Here is a 16,007-nt window from a genome sequence, read left to right as displayed (position 1 = left end):
CGTACGCTGATGGAATAGATGACGCCGACCGGCGTCTTACGTGGCATCTCCACGCTTTCGGCAACCGGCCCGGCCATGCCCTCAAACGCTCCCGACGCTCCCGACGACGACGCGTTACGCGAACTCATCCCCCGGCTGCGACGTTTCGCGCTCTGGTTGGCGCGCGACGTCCACGCCGCCGACGATCTCGTGCAGGCGACGCTCGAGCGCGCGCTGTCGCGCTGGACGAGCCGCCGCGAGGATGCATCGCTGCGCAGCTGGTTGTTCACGATCCTTTACCGGCAGTTTCTCGACGGCAAGCGCAGCGCGAAACGTTACGCCTGGCTGCTCGGGCGCATGCGCGACGACGATGAGTCGCACTGGCCCTCCGCCGAACGCGAGGTGGCCGCGCGCGCGACGCTCGAAGCGTTCGGGCGGCTGTCCGACGAGCAACGCAGTCTGTTGCTGCTCGTCGCGGTCGAAGGCTGCACGTACCAGGAAGTCGCCGATCTGCTCGATGTGCCGATCGGCACAGTGATGTCGCGGCTTTCACGCGCACGCCAGGCGCTGCGTCAACTGAGCGACGGCGAACCTGCCACCCCTTCTTTGCGGTTGATGAAGAAATGAACATCCGTCCCGACGAACATGATCTCCAGGCTTATGTCGACGGGCAGCTCGACGACGAAGCGCGCGCTGCCGTGGAACGTCATCTCGCACTGCATCCGGCACAGGCTGAGCGGGTCCGGCAATGGCGCCAGGATGCACAGCGACTGCGCGCGGCGCTCGAAAGCGTGCGCATGCCAGGCGACAATCCGGCGCTCGACCCGCGTGCGATCCGCGCGCGGCGCGCGGCGCGCTCGCGCATGCGGTTTGCGATGGCCGCGTCATTCGTGTTCTGCATCGGACTGGGCACGTTCGGCGGATGGCAGGCGCGGGGCTGGAACGCGTCACCGGGCGTGCCACCGATGAGCGATGCGGTCGAGGCGTACCGGATGATGGTCGTGGACGGGACGGCGAAAGTGGACTTCAGGCCGTCGAGCGCGGGCGAATTGCAGACGTGGCTCACCACGCGCGTCGGAAAGTCGGCGGTGTTGCCCGATCTGAGCGCGGCGGGATTCCGACCGGTTGGCGGACGCCTGTTCGCGACCGGGCACGGCGCCGCCGCAATGGTGCTGTATCAGGACGATGCGGGACGCACGCTGAGCTTCTACCTGAGACCGCCGGAGTCGGCGCAGCATCTGATGGCGGCCGGCGAACGCATGGACGGACAGTTGCTCGCGCGCTACGGGTCGGTCAACGGAATGAATTACGCAGTGGTCGGGCCGGCGGACAGTCTCGCGCAAAAGGCGGTGGTCCGGGCGCTGAATCAGCAGACGTGAGCCGTTCGGGCCGAGCCCCCCGTCGTCCGCCGCCGAGACGCCAAACGCCGCGATGCCCTCTGCTATAGTGACAACTCATTGTGAACCCCCTGCGCCATACGCGCACCCCATCGCTTGGAATCCTTGCCCTTATGGGCGCAGCTTTGCGCCGTCGCTCTCCTGATCATCTGCTCGGGATTCTTTTCCATTTCGGAAACGAGCATGATGGCGCTCAACCGTCATCGCCTGAAGCATCTCGTGCGCATGAACGTGCACGGTGCCCGGTCGACGCAAGGGCTCCTGTCGCGCACCGAGGATCTGCTCTCGACGATCCTCGTCGGCAATAACGTCATCAATACCGTCGTTCCGGTGCTCACCACGTCGATCGCGGTGCGCTACTTTGGCAACGACGCGCTCACGCTGTCGATCGCGACCGCCGTGATCGCGCTGCTCATCATCATCTTTGCGGAAATCGGTCCGAAGATCGTCGGCGCGACCTATCCCGAGCGCATCGCGCTCTCGGTCAGCATGCCGCTCAAGCCGATCGTCACGGTCGCCACGCCCCTGGTATGGGTGCTCAACGGATTCGTGCGCGGCCTGCTGCGCGTGCTGCGCATCGACACGCGCCGCGCGGCCGGCGACGTGCGCCTCACCACGGAAGAGCTGCGCACGATCGTGCTCGAGGCCGGCAACTACATGCCGACCAAGCCGCGCAGCGTGCTGCTCAACCTGCTCGATCTCGAGAACATCACCGTCGACGACGTGATGGTGCCGCGCGCGCGCATCGAGGCGCTCGACATCTCCGCGCCGCTCGACACCATTCTCAGCCAGCTCGAGACGTGCTACCACAACAAGCTGCCGGTGTACGACGGCGACATCGATCGCGTGATCGGCATCCTGCCGGTGCGCCGCACGCTCTCGGCATTGCGTCATCCCGACGACCTTTCGGCGGACACGTTGCGCGCCCTGCTCGTCGATCCGTATTTCATCCCGAGCGACACCCCGGCCCTGCGTCAGTTGCAATACTTCCAGGAGAACCACCGGCGTGTCGGCCTGGTCGTCAATGAATACGGGGAAGTCGAAGGCCTTGTCACGACGGAAGACATCATCGAGGAGCTCATCGGCGAGTTCACGACCAGCGTGCCGGGGGCCGGCGGCAGCCGTTCCGGTTGGACGACACAGGGCGAGTGCCTGGTGGGTGGCGGCGTGGGACTGCGCGACCTGAACCGGCGCCTGGGGCTGCATTTGCCGACCGATGGCCCGAAGACGCTCAACGGCCTGATCCTCGAAATGCTGCGCGAAATTCCCGAGGCGGCCGTCAGCCTGGAGATCGGCGACGTGCGCATGGAGATCGTGCAGATCGACAACCAGGCGATCAAGACGGTGCGCCTGTTCAGGCCCACGGCACGCACGCCGTCTCGCGACTAGACGCGCATCGGCAGGTCGATCACTGCGCGTGACGACGCTCATTTTTCGGGCAATTCCGATTGAGCCAGCCCGAGGTTTTGACGAGACTGGAGCCTCACGAAGCTCTCGTCATTCCTTGCCATGTCCTTGCATCCTTCCGATGCTGCCGCGGGGGCGCCCCCGTCCGGTCGCACGATCGCCCCTTCGCCGGCAGCGCGTGACATCGAGGTCTACGCGTCCGGTAACGCCACGTCGCCACTGCGCCTGCTCGAACAGGTGCTGAGCGACGCGATTCGCGCCGGCGCTTCCGACATCCACTTCGAACCGATGGCCGAACGCTTTCGCGTTCGACTGCGCGTCGACGGGCAACTGCAGGAGCATCACGACGTGCCCTTGCCGTGGCGCGACATGCTCGTCTCGCGAATCAAGGTGCTGGCCAACCTGGACATCGCGCAGAAACGCCTGCCCCAGGACGGCCGCATGGTGTGGCGCGACGCGGGAGACCCGGTCGAATGCCGGGTGAGTGCCCTGCCCACGTTGTACGGCGAAAAACTCGTGGTGCGGCTGCTCGACGGCGCCAAGGTCCCGTTGTCGCTGGAGGGGCTCGGCTACACGCCGAAGCAGTATCTGGCGCTCACACGGGCGATCGCGCGACCGCATGGCATGATTTTGCTCACCGGTCCGACCGGCAGCGGCAAGACTGTCTCGCTGTACAGCTGCCTGCGCCGCCTGAACGACACGTCGCGCAATATCGTCACGATCGAGGATCCGGTGGAAATCCGGTTGCCGGGTCTCACGCAGGTCAATCTCAACGAACGGGCCGGGCTCGACTTCGCCACGGCCCTTCGCGCGTTCCTCCGGCAGGACCCGGATGTGCTGGTCGTCGGCGAAATCCGTGACGCGCAAACGGCGGAAATTGCCGTGCAGGCCGCCCAAACCGGACATCTGGTTTTCGCCACCGTTCACGCCAACGATGCGCCAGGCACACTGGCGCGCCTGTTCGACCTCGGTGTCGCACCGTTCAATCTCTCATCGACACTGCTCCTCATCAGCGCACAGCGGCTGCTGCGTCGCCGCTGCCCTGCCGGGTGCGAGCCGAATCGCGCTCGTGAGACGGCGGCACGCGCGGGCCACGCGTGCATGCGATGCCACGGCACCGGCTTCGCGGGACGCATCGGCGCCTTCCAGGTCATGCCAATCAGCGCGACACAGGCGACCAACATCGCGCAGGCGCGAAGTCCGCACGAACTGGCGGCCCAGGCCGAAAGCGAGGGTGTGATGAGCTTGCGCGAGGCAGGGCTTTGGCACGCGGCCTCGGGCACCGTCAGCAGGGAGGATGTCGATGCCATCACGCCGGCCTGACACCATCGAACCGAAGACGGACGCGGCGATGCGCACCCCGGCATTGGCATCCCCGGCGCTCACCCGAGCCGCTGACCGCCGACGGTTCAGGCAAACGCCGTGCCTGTATGGTTCGCCGCTGGCCTTGCGCGAATGGCGAGGTCACGCCTCATGACCCGCGCCACAACGAAACGCCGCTGGCACTGGGAGGGGCGCGATGCCGACGGCCAGCGCAGACGAGGCGAAGTGATCGCCAATGGCGAAGCCGCTGCACGACTCGCGTTGCGAAGCCAACGCCTGAGCGTCACGCACCTGCGCCCCGGGCGGCGCCATATCGCGTCGGGGCGTGTCGCGGCAAACGATGCCACGGACTTCGTTCGACGCCTCGCCACGCTACTCGGCGCCGGGGTGCCGCTCACGTCCGCGCTCGACGTCCTCGCGCGCGGCGCGCACACGCGCGGACTCAGACAACTGGCATCGGATGTGGCGCTGGATGTCGGACTGGGGCACCCGTTGGCACAGGCGCTGGCGCGAACGAGTCGCCGCTTCAGCCGCGTCGACTGCCAATTGATCGCCGCCGGGGAACTCGGTGGGCAACTGGGCCCGACGTTGGCGCGACTGAGCGCTCAGTACGACCACACACGTGCCGTGCGCGAGAAGCTGCAACGCGCCCTGGCCTACCCCTTGACCGTGCTCGCCGTGGCGATCGTCGTTGTGGTCGCGCTGCTGCAATGGGTCATTCCGGAGTTCGAACGCCTCTTTGCCAGCGCCGCCGGCGGCGGCGTGCCGCTCCCGCCGCTCACCCGATGGTTGATCGACGTTTCACGCGCGTCACTCGTGAACGGGCCGTGGCTGCTGGCCGGTGCGGGCGGATGCGGCCTCGTGATGGCGGGCGCGATGCGGCGGAGCGCACGCATGCGCACAGCCATGGACCGCGTGTTGCTGACGCTGCCGGGCGCGGGTCGAATCGTGCGCCTGTTATGTGCGGCTCGTTGGGCGAGAACGCTCGGCACGCTGCTCGACGCCGGCGTTGCGCTGCCTGATGCGATGGACGCCGCCGCAGGCGCCTGCGGCAATCTCGTCATGCAGCGCGCGGCGCATGACGTGCACCGTGGCGTCGTGCGCGGCGGGCGCCTTGCCACGTCGCTCGAAGCCAGTGCGCACTGGCCTCTGATCCTGGCCCAACTGTCGGTAATCGGGGAGGAATCGGGTACACTCGGGCGCATGCTCAACCAGGCCGCCGGCCTGCTCGACGAAGAAGCCTCGCATGCACTGGTTCGTGCGTGCGCGACGCTGGAACCCATGATGATTACGTTTCTCGGCCTGCTGATCGGCGGCATGGTCCTCGCCATGTACCTGCCGATGTTCCAACTCGGATACGGTGTTGCATGAACAGCATGAATGGCTTCGCGGAACCGCTTCTCGTCGATTGGCTCGCGCAACTGGAACCCCATTGGCGCCTGGCCTTGTTTGCACTGGCGGGCATGGTGGCCGGGCTCGGCCTCGATGTCGTCATTCGCCGTGTGCCGGCAGCGGTCGAGCGGGCATGGCGCGAAGAAATGCAGGCCGCCGACTTCGTGCCGACGCCATTCACCACGGCCTCGGCAGCCGCGACACCTTCATCCCCCTGCACGTCCGGCGCACACGGCCTTCAGCGTGCGGCAGCGACGCATCAGAGCGAGCATCCCTGCGCCGCATTGACGCCCGGCGCCTACCTTTGCGAGCCCGGCCTTGCGGGATCCGCGACGGCGCCGCACCGTCGATGGCAGTTGTCGGCGCTCGCCGGCATGCTCAGCGCGGCGATCGGCTGGCGCTTCGGCCCGACCTGGCAGAGCCTTGGCGCGCTCGCGCTGGTCTGGACGCTCATCGCGCTCGCCTACATCGACTACGACACGCAACTCCTCCCCGACATTCTCACGCTGCCGCTGCTCTGGGCGGGCCTGCTCTGCAATCTCGGCCATTGGTTCGCGGCGCTGCCTTCGGCCGTCATCGGCGCGGCCGTGGGATACCTGAGCCTCTGGGCCCTGTACTGGGTGTACTGGTGGCTGCGGCGCCGCGAAGGCATGGGTTTCGGCGACTTCAAACTTTATGCCGCCCTGGGCGCCTGGTTCGGATGGAGCGCACTGCTGCAGATCATCACGCTCGCCTGCCTGCTTGCGGTCGGCGTAGCGGGGGCGGCGTGGCTCGCCGGACGACTGCGCAGCGACCAGATGTTCCCGTTCGGCGCTTTTCTCGCCGCAGCGGGCATGATCACGCTGTTCGGCGGCAACGGACTGATGATCTGGATTGGAGGAACCCCATGACTTACGCCATCGGCCTGACCGGCGGCATCGGCAGCGGCAAGACGACCGTCGCCAATCTGTTCGCCACGCATGGCATCGCCATCATCGATACCGACGCCATCGCGCACAGCATCACGGCGCCCGGCGGCGCGGCGATGCCGGCGATCCGGCGCGAATTCGGCGACGCGTTCGTGGCCCCCGACGGCTCGCTCGACCGGGCCCGGATGCGCGAAGCGGTATTCACCGACGATGCCGCAAAAGCCCGTTTGGAGGCGATTACCCATCCCTTGATCCGGACCGAGTGTGAACGGGCCGCCGCCGAGGCCGACGGGCCATATCTGATATTCGTCGTGCCGCTGCTGGTGGAGTCCGGCACCTGGCGAGCCCGCGTGCAGCGCGTGCTCGTGGTCGACTGCACGGAAGAAACGCAAATCGCGCGCGTGATGTCGCGCAATCGTTTTTCGCGCGAGCAGGTCCAGGCGATCATGGCGCGTCAGGCGACGCGCGCACAGCGTCTGGCTGAAGCGGACGACGTGATCGACAACGACGCCCAGCACGCGCCTCTCGAGCCGCAGGTCGATCGGTTGCACGCGGCCTATCTGAGGCTCGCGACGCAGGAAAAGGGCGGCGAATCGGCCTAGTGCACCGCATTTCCTGCGTAACGCACGAGCTTCGGCCTCGATTGAGCGCCCACTCGCGTTGCACCTCGACAGATTCCCGCATTAGAATGTCGCCATTACGCTGAACAGCGCCAACTTTTGGGCCACCGCGCTTGATCCTGTACGAATATCCGCTCAACGAACGCATTCGCACGCTGCTTCGGCTCGAAGAGCTGTTCGGGCGCTTTGCCTTCTTCGTGGGACAGGATCAGCCGCTCGATCACCATGCGGCGCTGACCACGATGTTCGAGATCGCCGACATTGCCGGGCGCACCGACCTGAAGAATGAACTGGTCAAGGAGCTCGACCGCCAGCGTCAGACCCTGCAAACGTATCGCGGCAATCCCGATATCGCTTCCGACGCGCTCGAACAGTTCATCGGCGAAGTCGAGCTGGCGATCGCGAATCTCAACCAGATTCCCGGCAAGCCCGGCCAGCACCTGAACGACAATGAGTGGCTCGCGAGCATTCGCAGCCGCTCGGTCATTCCGGGCGGCACCTGCCGCTTCGATCTCCCGTCCTACTACGCATGGCGTCACAATGACACCGAGCAGCGCCGTAGCGACATCGACAAATGGATCGGGCCGCTCCTGCCGCTGCGCGACGCCATCGGCATCGTGCTCGGCCTCGCCCGCGAATCTGGCCACGCGAGCAAGGCGATGGCGCAGCAGGGCAGCTATCAGCAGATGCTGACCGGCCGCGTGTACCAGCTCATGCAGGTACGGGTCGCCGCGGATCTGCGCGTCATCCCCGAGGCGAGCGCCAACAAGTACATGCTGTGGGTGCGCTTCACGACGCAGGACGGCGATCTGAAGCCGCGTCCTGTCGACAACGACGTGCCGTTCCTGCTCACGCTCTGCAATCTGTAAGGCCATGACGACCGTCGTGAACTGTCCGACCTGCGGCAAGAAGGTGGTTTGGGGGCCGCAAGCCAAGTTCCGTCCGTTTTGCTCCGAACGTTGCAAGCAGATCGACATGGGCGCCTGGGCCGCCGAAAAGTATACGATCCCCGCCGAATCGCCGGACGCCCCCTCGAGGGACGCACCGCTCGATCCGACAGACCGCTGACCGGCGTCGCTACGCCGGCATCGTCGCGCGTCTCGGCGATCGCTTCAAATCCACGCAATCACGCGCCACGGCGTCCAATCTCGTTCAATCCGCCCAGCGCTGCCAGCACCATGCCGGCGTTCGCGCGGCCTGCGCCGGCTACGATCGTGCCGCCAACTCTTCGGCAAGCCACGTCAAGGGCGGAAGTGCCGCAGGCAACAACGGTTCGACGCTTACGGGCGGCCGCTCCCACGCCAGCGCCTGGCCTTCCTTGCCATGCGGCTCGCCCTGCCATGCCGTGACCTTGCAGAAATGCAGCCGCACATAAGCGTGCGGGTAGTCGTGTTCAAGCACGCGCCACGGCGCGCAGCGCTCGACGGTTACCCCCAGTTCCTCGTGCAGCTCGCGCGCAAGCGCCGCCGCAACCGATTCGCCGGCCTCGAGCTTGCCGCCCGGAAACTCCCAGTAACCGGCGTAAGGCTTGCCTGCTGGGCGCTGCCCGAGCAACACCGTACCGTCCGGGCGCACCATCACGCCGACGGCCACTTCCGTGATGGGACGCCCATCGGGCGCCACTTGTTTCGAATCTGTCATATCACTGCACAATACCTGCGGAATTTCCGTTGCGGGCGAGCGAAGGCCTCTGGACCACGCCGGACGCCGCCCGCGCCGGATCGTTATGGCGCCGTCGACGCAGCACCGCGCTGCCTGCCGGCCCAGTCGCGCGCGAACTGAAACGCGACGCGGCCCGAGCGCGATCCGCGCTCCAGCGCCCAGATCAGCGCTTCGTGGCGCGCGCTCTCCGTCTGGCTCTCGGGCACACCGAAATGCTGCAGCCAGTGAGAGACGATCGTCAGGTAGTCGTCCTGCTTGAACGGATAGAAGCTCACCCACAACCCGAAGCGCTCGGACAGCGAGATCTTCTCCTCGATCACTTCGCCCGGATGGATTTCCCCGTCGTCGGTGTGGCGATAGCTCTCGTTATCCTTCATGTACTCGGGCAACAGGTGACGGCGGTTCGACGTCGCGTAAATCAGCACGTTGTCGGACTGCGCGGCCACCGAGCCGTCGAGTGCGACCTTCAATGCCTTGTAGCCCGACTCACCGTCTTCGAACGACAGATCGTCGCAGAACACCACGAACCGCTCCGGTCGCTGCGAGATCAGGTCGACGATGTCGCCCAGATCGGTCAGATCGTCCTTGTCCACCTCGATGAGGCGCAACCCTTGCGAGGCGTACTGATTCAGACAGGCCTTGATCAGCGACGACTTGCCCGTGCCGCGCGCGCCGGTGAGCAGTACGTTGTTGGCCGGTTCGCCTTGCACGAACTGGCGCGTATTCTGTTCGATAAGCGCCTTCTGACGCTCGATGTTCTGCAGATCCCCCAGCGTGATGGCGGAGACGTGTGCCACCGGCTGCAGAAACCCGCGGCCTTGCTTCTTGCGCCAGCGAAACGCAACGGCCGAATCCCAATCGATCTCGGGCGTCGCCGGGGGCAGCATGGCCTCCAGTCGGGCGAGCACGCCTTCGGCGCGCGTAAGGAACTGCTCAAGCTTGTCCATGATTCGAAATCCCCGCGCCACTCACGGGCGCCTGTGTGGATGCTTCGTCGTGTTGTCGTTTCCCTTCGCTGTGCGCCACGGTGCTCGTGCCACCTGCCGGCGTGGGCCGATGAGATCGGCCGCTTCCACCGACGCACGCGCGACGCCGGTCGGGCGTCGCCGCTCTGCGCCGACGGCCGCGCTTCGGGTGAGAAGCGCCAGGCCGTCGCGTCAGGGCTCAGGAACGGTAGTCGGCGTTGATGCTCACGTAGTCGTGCGAAAGGTCGCACGTCCACAGCGTTGCCGCGGCGTCGCCCCGGCCGAGCACCACGCGCACCGTGATCTCGCTTTGCTTCATCACGCGCTGGCCGTCTTCCTCGCGGTAATCCGCGTTGCGCCCACCGGCGCGGGCGACCAGCACATCGTCCAGATACAGGTCGATCTTGCTGACGTCGAGGTCGTTCACGCCGGCATATCCGATGGCGGCCAGAATGCGGCCCAGGTTCGGATCGGAGGCGAAGAATGCCGTCTTGACCAGCGGCGAGTGCCCGATGGCATAGGCGATCTGGCGGCATTCCGCCACGTCGCGGCCGCCTTCGACCGTCACGGTGATGAACTTCGTGGCGCCCTCGCCGTCGCGCACGATCAACTGCGCCAACTCCTGCGAGATCGACAGCAGGGCGTCGCGGAAGGCGGCGAATGCGGGCGTATCCGTGCTGGCGATTTCCGGCAGATCGGTCTGTCCGGTGGCGGCCACGATGAACGAGTCGTTGGTCGACGTATCGCCATCGATGGTGATGGCATTGAACGAGCGGTCCGCCACGTACTTCACGAGGGCGTCGAGCACCGGCTGCGCCACGCGCGCGTTGGTGCCGACGAAGCCGAGCATGGTCGCCATGTTCGGCTTGATCATGCCGGCGCCCTTGCTGATGCCCGTGAGCACGATGGGCTTGCCGTCGATCACGATCTCGCGCGACGCGGCCTTGGGCAGCGTGTCGGTCGTCATGATCGACTGCGCGGCTTCATACCAGTGCGCCGGCGCCAGGTTGGCAATCGCCTGCGGCAGCCCCGCCACGAGGCGATCGACCGGCAGGGGCTCGAGAATCACGCCGGTCGAAAACGGCAGGATCTGATTCGGCGCCACCGACAGGAGCTTGGCCAGCGCGTCGCACGTGGCGCGGGTGGCGGCCATGCCGGGTTCGCCGGTCCCGGCGTTGGCGTTACCGGTGTTGACCACGAGCGCGCGGATGCCCGCTTGCGCCGCGAGATGCGCCTTGCACACCGTCACCGGTGCGGCGCAGAAGCGGTTCGTGGTGAACACGCCCGACACGGTGCTGCCGGCGGCCAGGCGCATGACCAGCACGTCCTTGCGGTTCGGTTTGCGGATATTGGCTTCGGCCCAACCCAGCTCGACGCCGGGCACGGCGCGCAGTTGGGAGGCTTCGATCGAGGGGAAATTGACGGCCATGTGGGTTCGCCCGCGAGAGGAAAGGGTTGCAGCTCCCGCCCAGGCGATGTCGGCACGACAGCCCGCCGGGGCGGCGGTTGATCGGTGCGGCCGGCGGAAAAACCGGCGCCACAAACGACGCGGCGCCGATCATGAGTCGGCGCCGCGTCGATCGGTTCACATCTTAAGACAGTTTGCCGTGGCAGTGCTTGAATTTCTTGCCGCTGCCGCACGGGCACGGGTCGTTGCGTCCGACCTTCGGCACCAGGTCGCCGCCGCCGACCGCGCTGGCGCCCGTCATGCCCGCGGCCGCCTGCGCGAGCGCCGCGACCACCGGGCGACCGGCGTCCTCGTCGACCTCGCCCTCGCCGCCCACCGTCTCGAGTTCGTCATGCTTGAACTCGATGTTGACCAGACCGCCCGAGCTCTCGTCGAGCGATTCGGTCGCCTGCTCCAGTTCTTCCTGCGACTGGATGCGCACGTTCATGATCACACGCGTGACTTCCAGCTTGATCGTCTCGAGCAGTTGCGCGAACAGTTCGAAGGCTTCGCGCTTGTATTCCTGCTTCGGATTCTTCTGCGCATAGCCGCGCAGGTGGATGCCCTGGCGCAGGTGATCCAGCGCCGCGAGGTGCTCGCGCCAGTTCGAGTCCACGCTTTGCAGCATCACCGAGCGCTCGAAGCCGGAGAACGACTCGCGACCCACGAGTTCGACCTTGGCGTTGTACGACGCCTCGGCGGCATCCATCACTTCCTTGAGGATGTCCTCGTCGTCGATCTCTTCGGTGCCTTCGATCCGCGACTGCAGCGGCAGATCGAGCTGCCACTCTTCGCGCAACGTCGTCTCCAGCCCCTTCAGGTCCCACTGCTCCTCGACGGTACCCGCCGGCACATAGGTGCGCACGAGATCCTGGAACACGCTTTGACGCATGCCCGCGATGGTTTCGGAGACATCCTGCGCCTCGAGCAATTCGTTGCGCTGCTGGTAGATCACCTTGCGCTGGTCGTTGGCGACGTCGTCGTACTCGAGCAGTTGCTTGCGCACGTCGAAGTTGCGCGCTTCGACCTTGCGCTGCGCGGATTCGATCGAACGCGTGACGATGCCCGCCTCGATTGCCTCGCCCTCCGGCATCTTCAGACGGTCCATGATCGCGCGCACGCGGTCGCCCGCGAAAATGCGCAGCAGCGGATCTTCCAGCGACAGGTAGAAGCGCGACGACCCCGGGTCGCCCTGACGGCCGGAGCGGCCACGCAACTGATTGTCGATGCGACGCGACTCGTGGCGCTCGGTACCGATGATGTGCAGGCCACCGGCGGTCTTCACCTGCTCGTGCAGCCCTTGCCACTCGTCCTGCAATTGCTTGATGCGGGCCTGCTTCTCGGCCTCGGCCAGGCTGTCGTCGACTTCGATGAAGGCCGACTGCTTCTCGACATTGCCGCCCAGCACGATGTCGGTACCGCGGCCGGCCATGTTGGTGGCGATGGTGATCACGCCCGGACGGCCGGCCTGCGCCACGATCTCGGCTTCGCGCGCGTGCTGCTTGGCGTTGAGCACCTGGTGCGGCAGCTTTTCGCGCGTGAGCAGTTGCGAGAGGTATTCCGACGTTTCGATCGATGTCGTGCCCACCAGCACCGGCTGGCCGCGCTCGACGCAATCGCGAATATCCTTGATGACGGCGTCGTACTTTTCCTTGGCCGTCTTGTAGATCTGATCCTGGCGGTCGATCCGCTTGGGCGGACGGTTCGTCGGAATCACCACCGTCTCGAGACGATAGATCTCGTTGAATTCGAAGGCTTCCGTATCCGCCGTCCCGGTCATGCCCGAGAGCTTGGCGTACATGCGGAAGTAGTTCTGGAACGTGATCGACGCGAGCGTCTGGTTCTCGTGCTGGATCGACACGCGCTCCTTGGCCTCGACGGCCTGGTGCAGGCCTTCGGACCAGCGGCGGCCGGCCATCAGGCGCCCCGTGAACTCATCGACGATCACGATCTCGTCGTTCTGCACCACGTAATGCTGGTCCTTGTGGAACAGCGTGTGCGCGCGCAGCGCGGCGTACACGTGGTGCATGAGGGTGATGTTCTGCGGCGCGTAAAGACTGTCGCCCTCGGCGATCATGCCCCACTCGGCGAGCAGTTGCTCGGCCTTCTCGTGACCGCGCTCGGTCAGGAACACCTGACGCGCCTTTTCATCGAGTGTGTAATCGCCCGGGACTTCGACGCCGGTGCCGTCCGACTTCTCCTCGCCGATCTGGCGCTCGAGCATCGCCGGCAGGCGGTCCATCTTCACATACAGCTCGGTGTGATCTTCGGCCTGACCCGAGATGATGAGCGGCGTGCGCGCCTCGTCGATCAGGATCGAGTCCACTTCGTCGACGATGGCGTAGTTGAGCGTTCGCTGAACCCGCTGCTCGGTCTCGTAGACCATGTTGTCGCGCAGGTAATCGAAACCGAACTCGTTGTTCGTGCCGTACGTGATGTCGGCCGCGTAGGCGGCCTGCTTCTGGTCGTGCGGCATCTGCGACAGGTTGATGCCCACCGACAGGCCGAGGAAGTTGTACAGACGCGCCATCCACTCGGCGTCGCGCTGTGCCAGGTAATCGTTGACGGTCACCACGTGCACGCCCTTGCCCGACAGCGCGTTCAGATAGGCGGGCAGCGTTGCGACGAGCGTCTTGCCCTCGCCCGTGCGCATTTCGGCGATCTTGCCGTAGTGCAGCACCATGCCACCGATGAGCTGAACGTCGAAGTGGCGCATCTTGAGCACGCGCTTGCCGGCTTCGCGGCACACCGCGAACGCTTCGACGAGCAACGAATCCACGCTCGCCCCCTGGGCGATGCGCTGCTTGAATTCCTCAGTCTTTCCGCGCAGTTGCTCGTCGCTCAGTTGAGCGATCTGCGGCTCGAGGGCGTTAATCGCCGCGACGGTTTTCTGGTACTGCTTGATGAGCCGCTGGTTGCGGCTGCCAAATACTTTTTTAAGAAGACCGGGAATCATCGGATCACTGGTTAGGGCGGCAAATGTCGATCGCGATCCCGCAGTCGATCGATGGAGACGGCTCGCGCCCGCGGCGTGGTGCCCCGTGCGTACCGCCCCCGATCGTCTGCGCGATGCGGGTCACCGGTGTTTGGCACTTCGGCCTCGCTCCGGTTCGATACCTGTACTGAAAGATGGATTCTAGCATGCTGTCGCGGCGCGCCCGGGCGGCGCAGAGCGCCAGCCGGGCGGGGATGGCGGGCCACGGGCGAAGGCGACGCCCGATGGCGAGGTAAAATATGCGGCAACCTCTGTCTCATCATATGAAACGACCCAAAGCGCCACGCATCGCCCGTCCGCTGACCGACCTGCTTTCCGCCTCCGACGGTGCCGGATCGCTGCTGGTCGCCGCCGAGCAGCTCGGCCGGCTCGAGCGGGACGTACATGCCCTGCTTCCTGCGCCGCTCACGGCCAGCGTGAAGGTCGCCCCGCCGCGCGACGGTGCGCTGGTGTTTCTCGTCGCCAATAACGCGCTCGCGGCCCGGCTGCGTCAGCAGACGCCCTCGCTGATCGAAGGTCTGGCCAAACGCGGATGGCTGATTCGCTCCATCCGGATCCGGGTGAGCATCGCCACCCCCGAACCGCTCAAGCCGCCGAAGGAGGCAAGGCTCTCGCGCCAGGGGCTCGTCAGCTTTCGCGACCTGCGCGACTCGCTCGAACCCTCGCCGTTGCGCGATGCCCTCGCCCGGCTCGTGGCCCGCCATTCGCACGGCGGCACGCGCAAGCCCTGAAACATTTCTCGCGCGTCAAATAAAAAAGCGCCGGATCACCGGCGCTTTCGTTTTGTTACATTCGTGCCGCGGCACGCGACATCTTGCGTGACTTACGCGAAGTGTGTCTGCGGCTCGAACTGGAAACCGCGCGGAGCGTCTTCGGCGCGCTCGAACGTAACGATTTCATAGGCTTCCTGCGCGAGAAGCTCGCGCAGCAGTTGGTTGTTCAGACCATGGCCTGACTTGTACGCGGTGTACGACGCGAGCAAGGGATGCCCAATCACGTACAGATCGCCGATCGCGTCGAGCATCTTGTGTTTCACGAACTCGTCGTCGTAGCGCAGGCCATCGTTATTCAGAATGCGGTACTCGTCGAGCACGATGGCGTTGTCCATGCTGCCACCGCGTGCCAGCCCCAGCTCACGAAGCATCTCGACCTCATGAGCGAAGCCGAACGTGCGGGCACGTGCGATTTCCTTCGCGTAGGACGTGTCGGCGAAATCGACTTCAAGGGCCTGGCCCGTGCGATCCACGGCCGGATGGCGGAAATCGATCGTGAACTTGAGCTTGAACCCGTCGTACGGCTCGAGGCGGGCGAATTTGTCGCCTTCGCGAATCTCGACCGGCTTGGTCACGCGAATGAATTTCTTGGCGGCGGCCTGCTCTTCGATACCCGCCGACTGGATCAGGAAGACGAACGTCGCAGCGCTGCCGTCCATGATCGGAATCTCTTCGGCCGTCACATCGACATACAGATTGTCGATCCCCAGCCCGGCGCACGCCGACATCAGGTGTTCGACGGTCGAAACGCGCGCACCATCCTTCTGCAGCACAGACGCCAGACGCGTGTCGCCGATTGCCATTGCCGACGCCGGAATCTCCACAGGAGGATTCAGATCGGTACGGCAAAAGACAATGCCCGTATCGGGCGGCGCCGGACGCAGCGACAACTCGACCTTGCGACCGGAGTGCAAGCCGATGCCGACTGTCTTGGCGATGGATTTGAGTGTGCGCTGCTTGAGCATGCTATTTATTAAAACTATCGGACGCTAATGACCATAGGTCCAATTATACCAGATCGGCGCCTTCATCGCTGTGCCACAAACACAACGATTCGTTACTGAACATTCCGGATTCTGCCCCATTCATTCGTCCGCACCCATACCGCCATACGAAATAGGTCGTTTCGATTTCAGACG

The 16,007-nt window shown here is 65.4% G+C and carries 15 protein-coding genes; 10 read left to right on the top strand and 5 right to left on the bottom strand.

Annotated features, from left to right (window positions below; all coding sequences use genetic code 11):
- Positions 1-75: 75 nt before the first annotated feature.
- The 9 genes from LV28_RS27160 (at position 76) to yacG (ending at position 8,094) form a co-directional block, all read left to right on the top strand.
- Complete coding sequence (locus LV28_RS27160; RefSeq protein WP_038621638.1) at positions 76-606, top strand: sigma-70 family RNA polymerase sigma factor; 531 nt, start codon at positions 76-78, stop codon at positions 604-606.
- Positions 603-1,358, top strand: coding sequence for an anti-sigma factor family protein (locus LV28_RS27155; protein WP_023594079.1), 756 nt, complete (start codon positions 603-605; stop codon positions 1,356-1,358). Before LV28_RS27160 ends, LV28_RS27155 begins: the two co-directional genes overlap by 4 nt.
- Before the next feature lie 114 nt (positions 1,359-1,472).
- Complete coding sequence (locus LV28_RS27150) at positions 1,473-2,765, top strand: HlyC/CorC family transporter (RefSeq protein WP_023872384.1); 1,293 nt, start codon at positions 1,473-1,475, stop codon at positions 2,763-2,765.
- Positions 2,766-2,885: 120 nt separating this feature from the next.
- Complete coding sequence (locus tag LV28_RS27145) at positions 2,886-4,106, top strand: GspE/PulE family protein (protein WP_038618861.1); 1,221 nt, start codon at positions 2,886-2,888, stop codon at positions 4,104-4,106.
- 150 nt (positions 4,107-4,256) lie between these two features.
- A complete protein-coding gene (locus LV28_RS27140; protein WP_038618865.1) occupies positions 4,257-5,477 on the top strand; it encodes a type II secretion system F family protein in 1,221 nt (406 codons plus the stop codon).
- Positions 5,474-6,388: a prepilin peptidase gene (locus tag LV28_RS27135; RefSeq protein ID WP_038618868.1), complete on the top strand. Its 915-nt coding sequence runs from the start codon at positions 5,474-5,476 to the stop codon at positions 6,386-6,388. The genes LV28_RS27140 and LV28_RS27135 overlap by 4 nt, the downstream gene beginning before the upstream one ends.
- The gene (gene coaE, locus LV28_RS27130) at positions 6,385-7,008 is read left to right on the top strand and encodes a dephospho-CoA kinase (protein WP_023594073.1); all 624 of its coding nucleotides are present in this window, start codon (positions 6,385-6,387) and stop codon (positions 7,006-7,008) included. The genes LV28_RS27135 and coaE overlap by 4 nt, the downstream gene beginning before the upstream one ends.
- Before the next feature lie 131 nt (positions 7,009-7,139).
- The gene (gene zapD, locus LV28_RS27125; RefSeq protein ID WP_023594072.1) at positions 7,140-7,895 is read left to right on the top strand and encodes a cell division protein ZapD; all 756 of its coding nucleotides are present in this window, start codon (positions 7,140-7,142) and stop codon (positions 7,893-7,895) included.
- A gap of 4 nt (positions 7,896-7,899) precedes the next feature.
- A complete protein-coding gene (yacG, locus tag LV28_RS27120; RefSeq protein WP_038618870.1) occupies positions 7,900-8,094 on the top strand; it encodes a DNA gyrase inhibitor YacG in 195 nt (64 codons plus the stop codon).
- 138 nt (positions 8,095-8,232) lie between these two features.
- Here the strand turns inward: yacG and LV28_RS27115 are convergent, their stop codons facing one another.
- The 4 genes from LV28_RS27115 to secA all read right to left on the bottom strand — a co-directional run bounded on the left by LV28_RS27115 (position 8,233) and on the right by secA (position 14,056).
- Positions 8,233-8,667 (bottom strand): NUDIX domain-containing protein, encoded by a 435-nt coding sequence (locus LV28_RS27115; protein ID WP_023872389.1) that lies wholly within the window; start codon positions 8,665-8,667, stop codon positions 8,233-8,235.
- 83 nt (positions 8,668-8,750) lie between these two features.
- Entirely contained in the window at positions 8,751-9,635 is an 885-nt protein-coding gene (locus LV28_RS27110; protein ID WP_023594069.1) for an ATP-binding protein, read from the bottom strand.
- A gap of 217 nt (positions 9,636-9,852) precedes the next feature.
- Positions 9,853-11,082, bottom strand: a complete 1,230-nt coding sequence (gene argJ, locus LV28_RS27105; RefSeq protein ID WP_023594068.1) for a bifunctional glutamate N-acetyltransferase/amino-acid acetyltransferase ArgJ — start codon at positions 11,080-11,082, stop codon at positions 9,853-9,855.
- Positions 11,083-11,245: 163 nt separating this feature from the next.
- Positions 11,246-14,056, bottom strand: a complete 2,811-nt coding sequence (secA, locus tag LV28_RS27100; RefSeq protein WP_038618874.1) for a preprotein translocase subunit SecA — start codon at positions 14,054-14,056, stop codon at positions 11,246-11,248.
- Between the two features lie 302 nt (positions 14,057-14,358).
- On the opposite strand from secA, the gene LV28_RS27095 reads away from it, so the two are divergent.
- Complete coding sequence (locus LV28_RS27095; RefSeq protein WP_023594066.1) at positions 14,359-14,826, top strand: DciA family protein; 468 nt, start codon at positions 14,359-14,361, stop codon at positions 14,824-14,826.
- Between the two features lie 92 nt (positions 14,827-14,918).
- Here the strand turns inward: LV28_RS27095 and lpxC are convergent, their stop codons facing one another.
- Positions 14,919-15,833, bottom strand: a complete 915-nt coding sequence (gene lpxC, locus LV28_RS27090; protein ID WP_023594065.1) for a UDP-3-O-acyl-N-acetylglucosamine deacetylase — start codon at positions 15,831-15,833, stop codon at positions 14,919-14,921.
- Between the last annotated feature and the right edge of the window lie 174 nt (positions 15,834-16,007).

It is taken from the genome of Pandoraea pnomenusa (assembly GCF_000767615.3).
Taxonomy (GTDB): Bacteria; Pseudomonadota; Gammaproteobacteria; order Burkholderiales; family Burkholderiaceae; genus Pandoraea; species Pandoraea pnomenusa.
Note: the sequence above shows the minus strand (reverse complement) of the source record. Positions and strands in the feature narration are given on the sequence as shown.

Bases quoted from the DNA above. Each gene is read 5' to 3' on its own strand.
- LV28_RS27160 (WP_038621638.1), top strand. From the start codon at position 76: ATGCCCTCAAACGCTCCCGACGCTCCCGACGACGACGCGTTACGCGAA.
- LV28_RS27155 (WP_023594079.1), top strand. From the start codon at position 603: ATGAACATCCGTCCCGACGAACATGATCTCCAGGCTTATGTCGACGGG.
- LV28_RS27145 (WP_038618861.1), top strand. From the start codon at position 2,886: ATGTCCTTGCATCCTTCCGATGCTGCCGCGGGGGCGCCCCCGTCCGGT.
- LV28_RS27140 (WP_038618865.1), top strand. From the start codon at position 4,257: ATGACCCGCGCCACAACGAAACGCCGCTGGCACTGGGAGGGGCGCGAT.
- LV28_RS27135 (WP_038618868.1), top strand. From the start codon at position 5,474: ATGAACAGCATGAATGGCTTCGCGGAACCGCTTCTCGTCGATTGGCTC.
- coaE (WP_023594073.1), top strand. From the start codon at position 6,385: ATGACTTACGCCATCGGCCTGACCGGCGGCATCGGCAGCGGCAAGACG.
- yacG (WP_038618870.1), top strand. From the start codon at position 7,900: ATGACGACCGTCGTGAACTGTCCGACCTGCGGCAAGAAGGTGGTTTGG.
- LV28_RS27115 (WP_023872389.1), bottom strand. From the start codon at position 8,667: ATGACAGATTCGAAACAAGTGGCGCCCGATGGGCGTCCCATCACGGAA.
- LV28_RS27110 (WP_023594069.1), bottom strand. From the start codon at position 9,635: ATGGACAAGCTTGAGCAGTTCCTTACGCGCGCCGAAGGCGTGCTCGCC.
- argJ (WP_023594068.1), bottom strand. From the start codon at position 11,082: ATGGCCGTCAATTTCCCCTCGATCGAAGCCTCCCAACTGCGCGCCGTG.
- secA (WP_038618874.1), bottom strand. From the start codon at position 14,056: ATGATTCCCGGTCTTCTTAAAAAAGTATTTGGCAGCCGCAACCAGCGG.
- LV28_RS27095 (WP_023594066.1), top strand. From the start codon at position 14,359: ATGAAACGACCCAAAGCGCCACGCATCGCCCGTCCGCTGACCGACCTG.
- lpxC (WP_023594065.1), bottom strand. From the start codon at position 15,833: ATGCTCAAGCAGCGCACACTCAAATCCATCGCCAAGACAGTCGGCATC.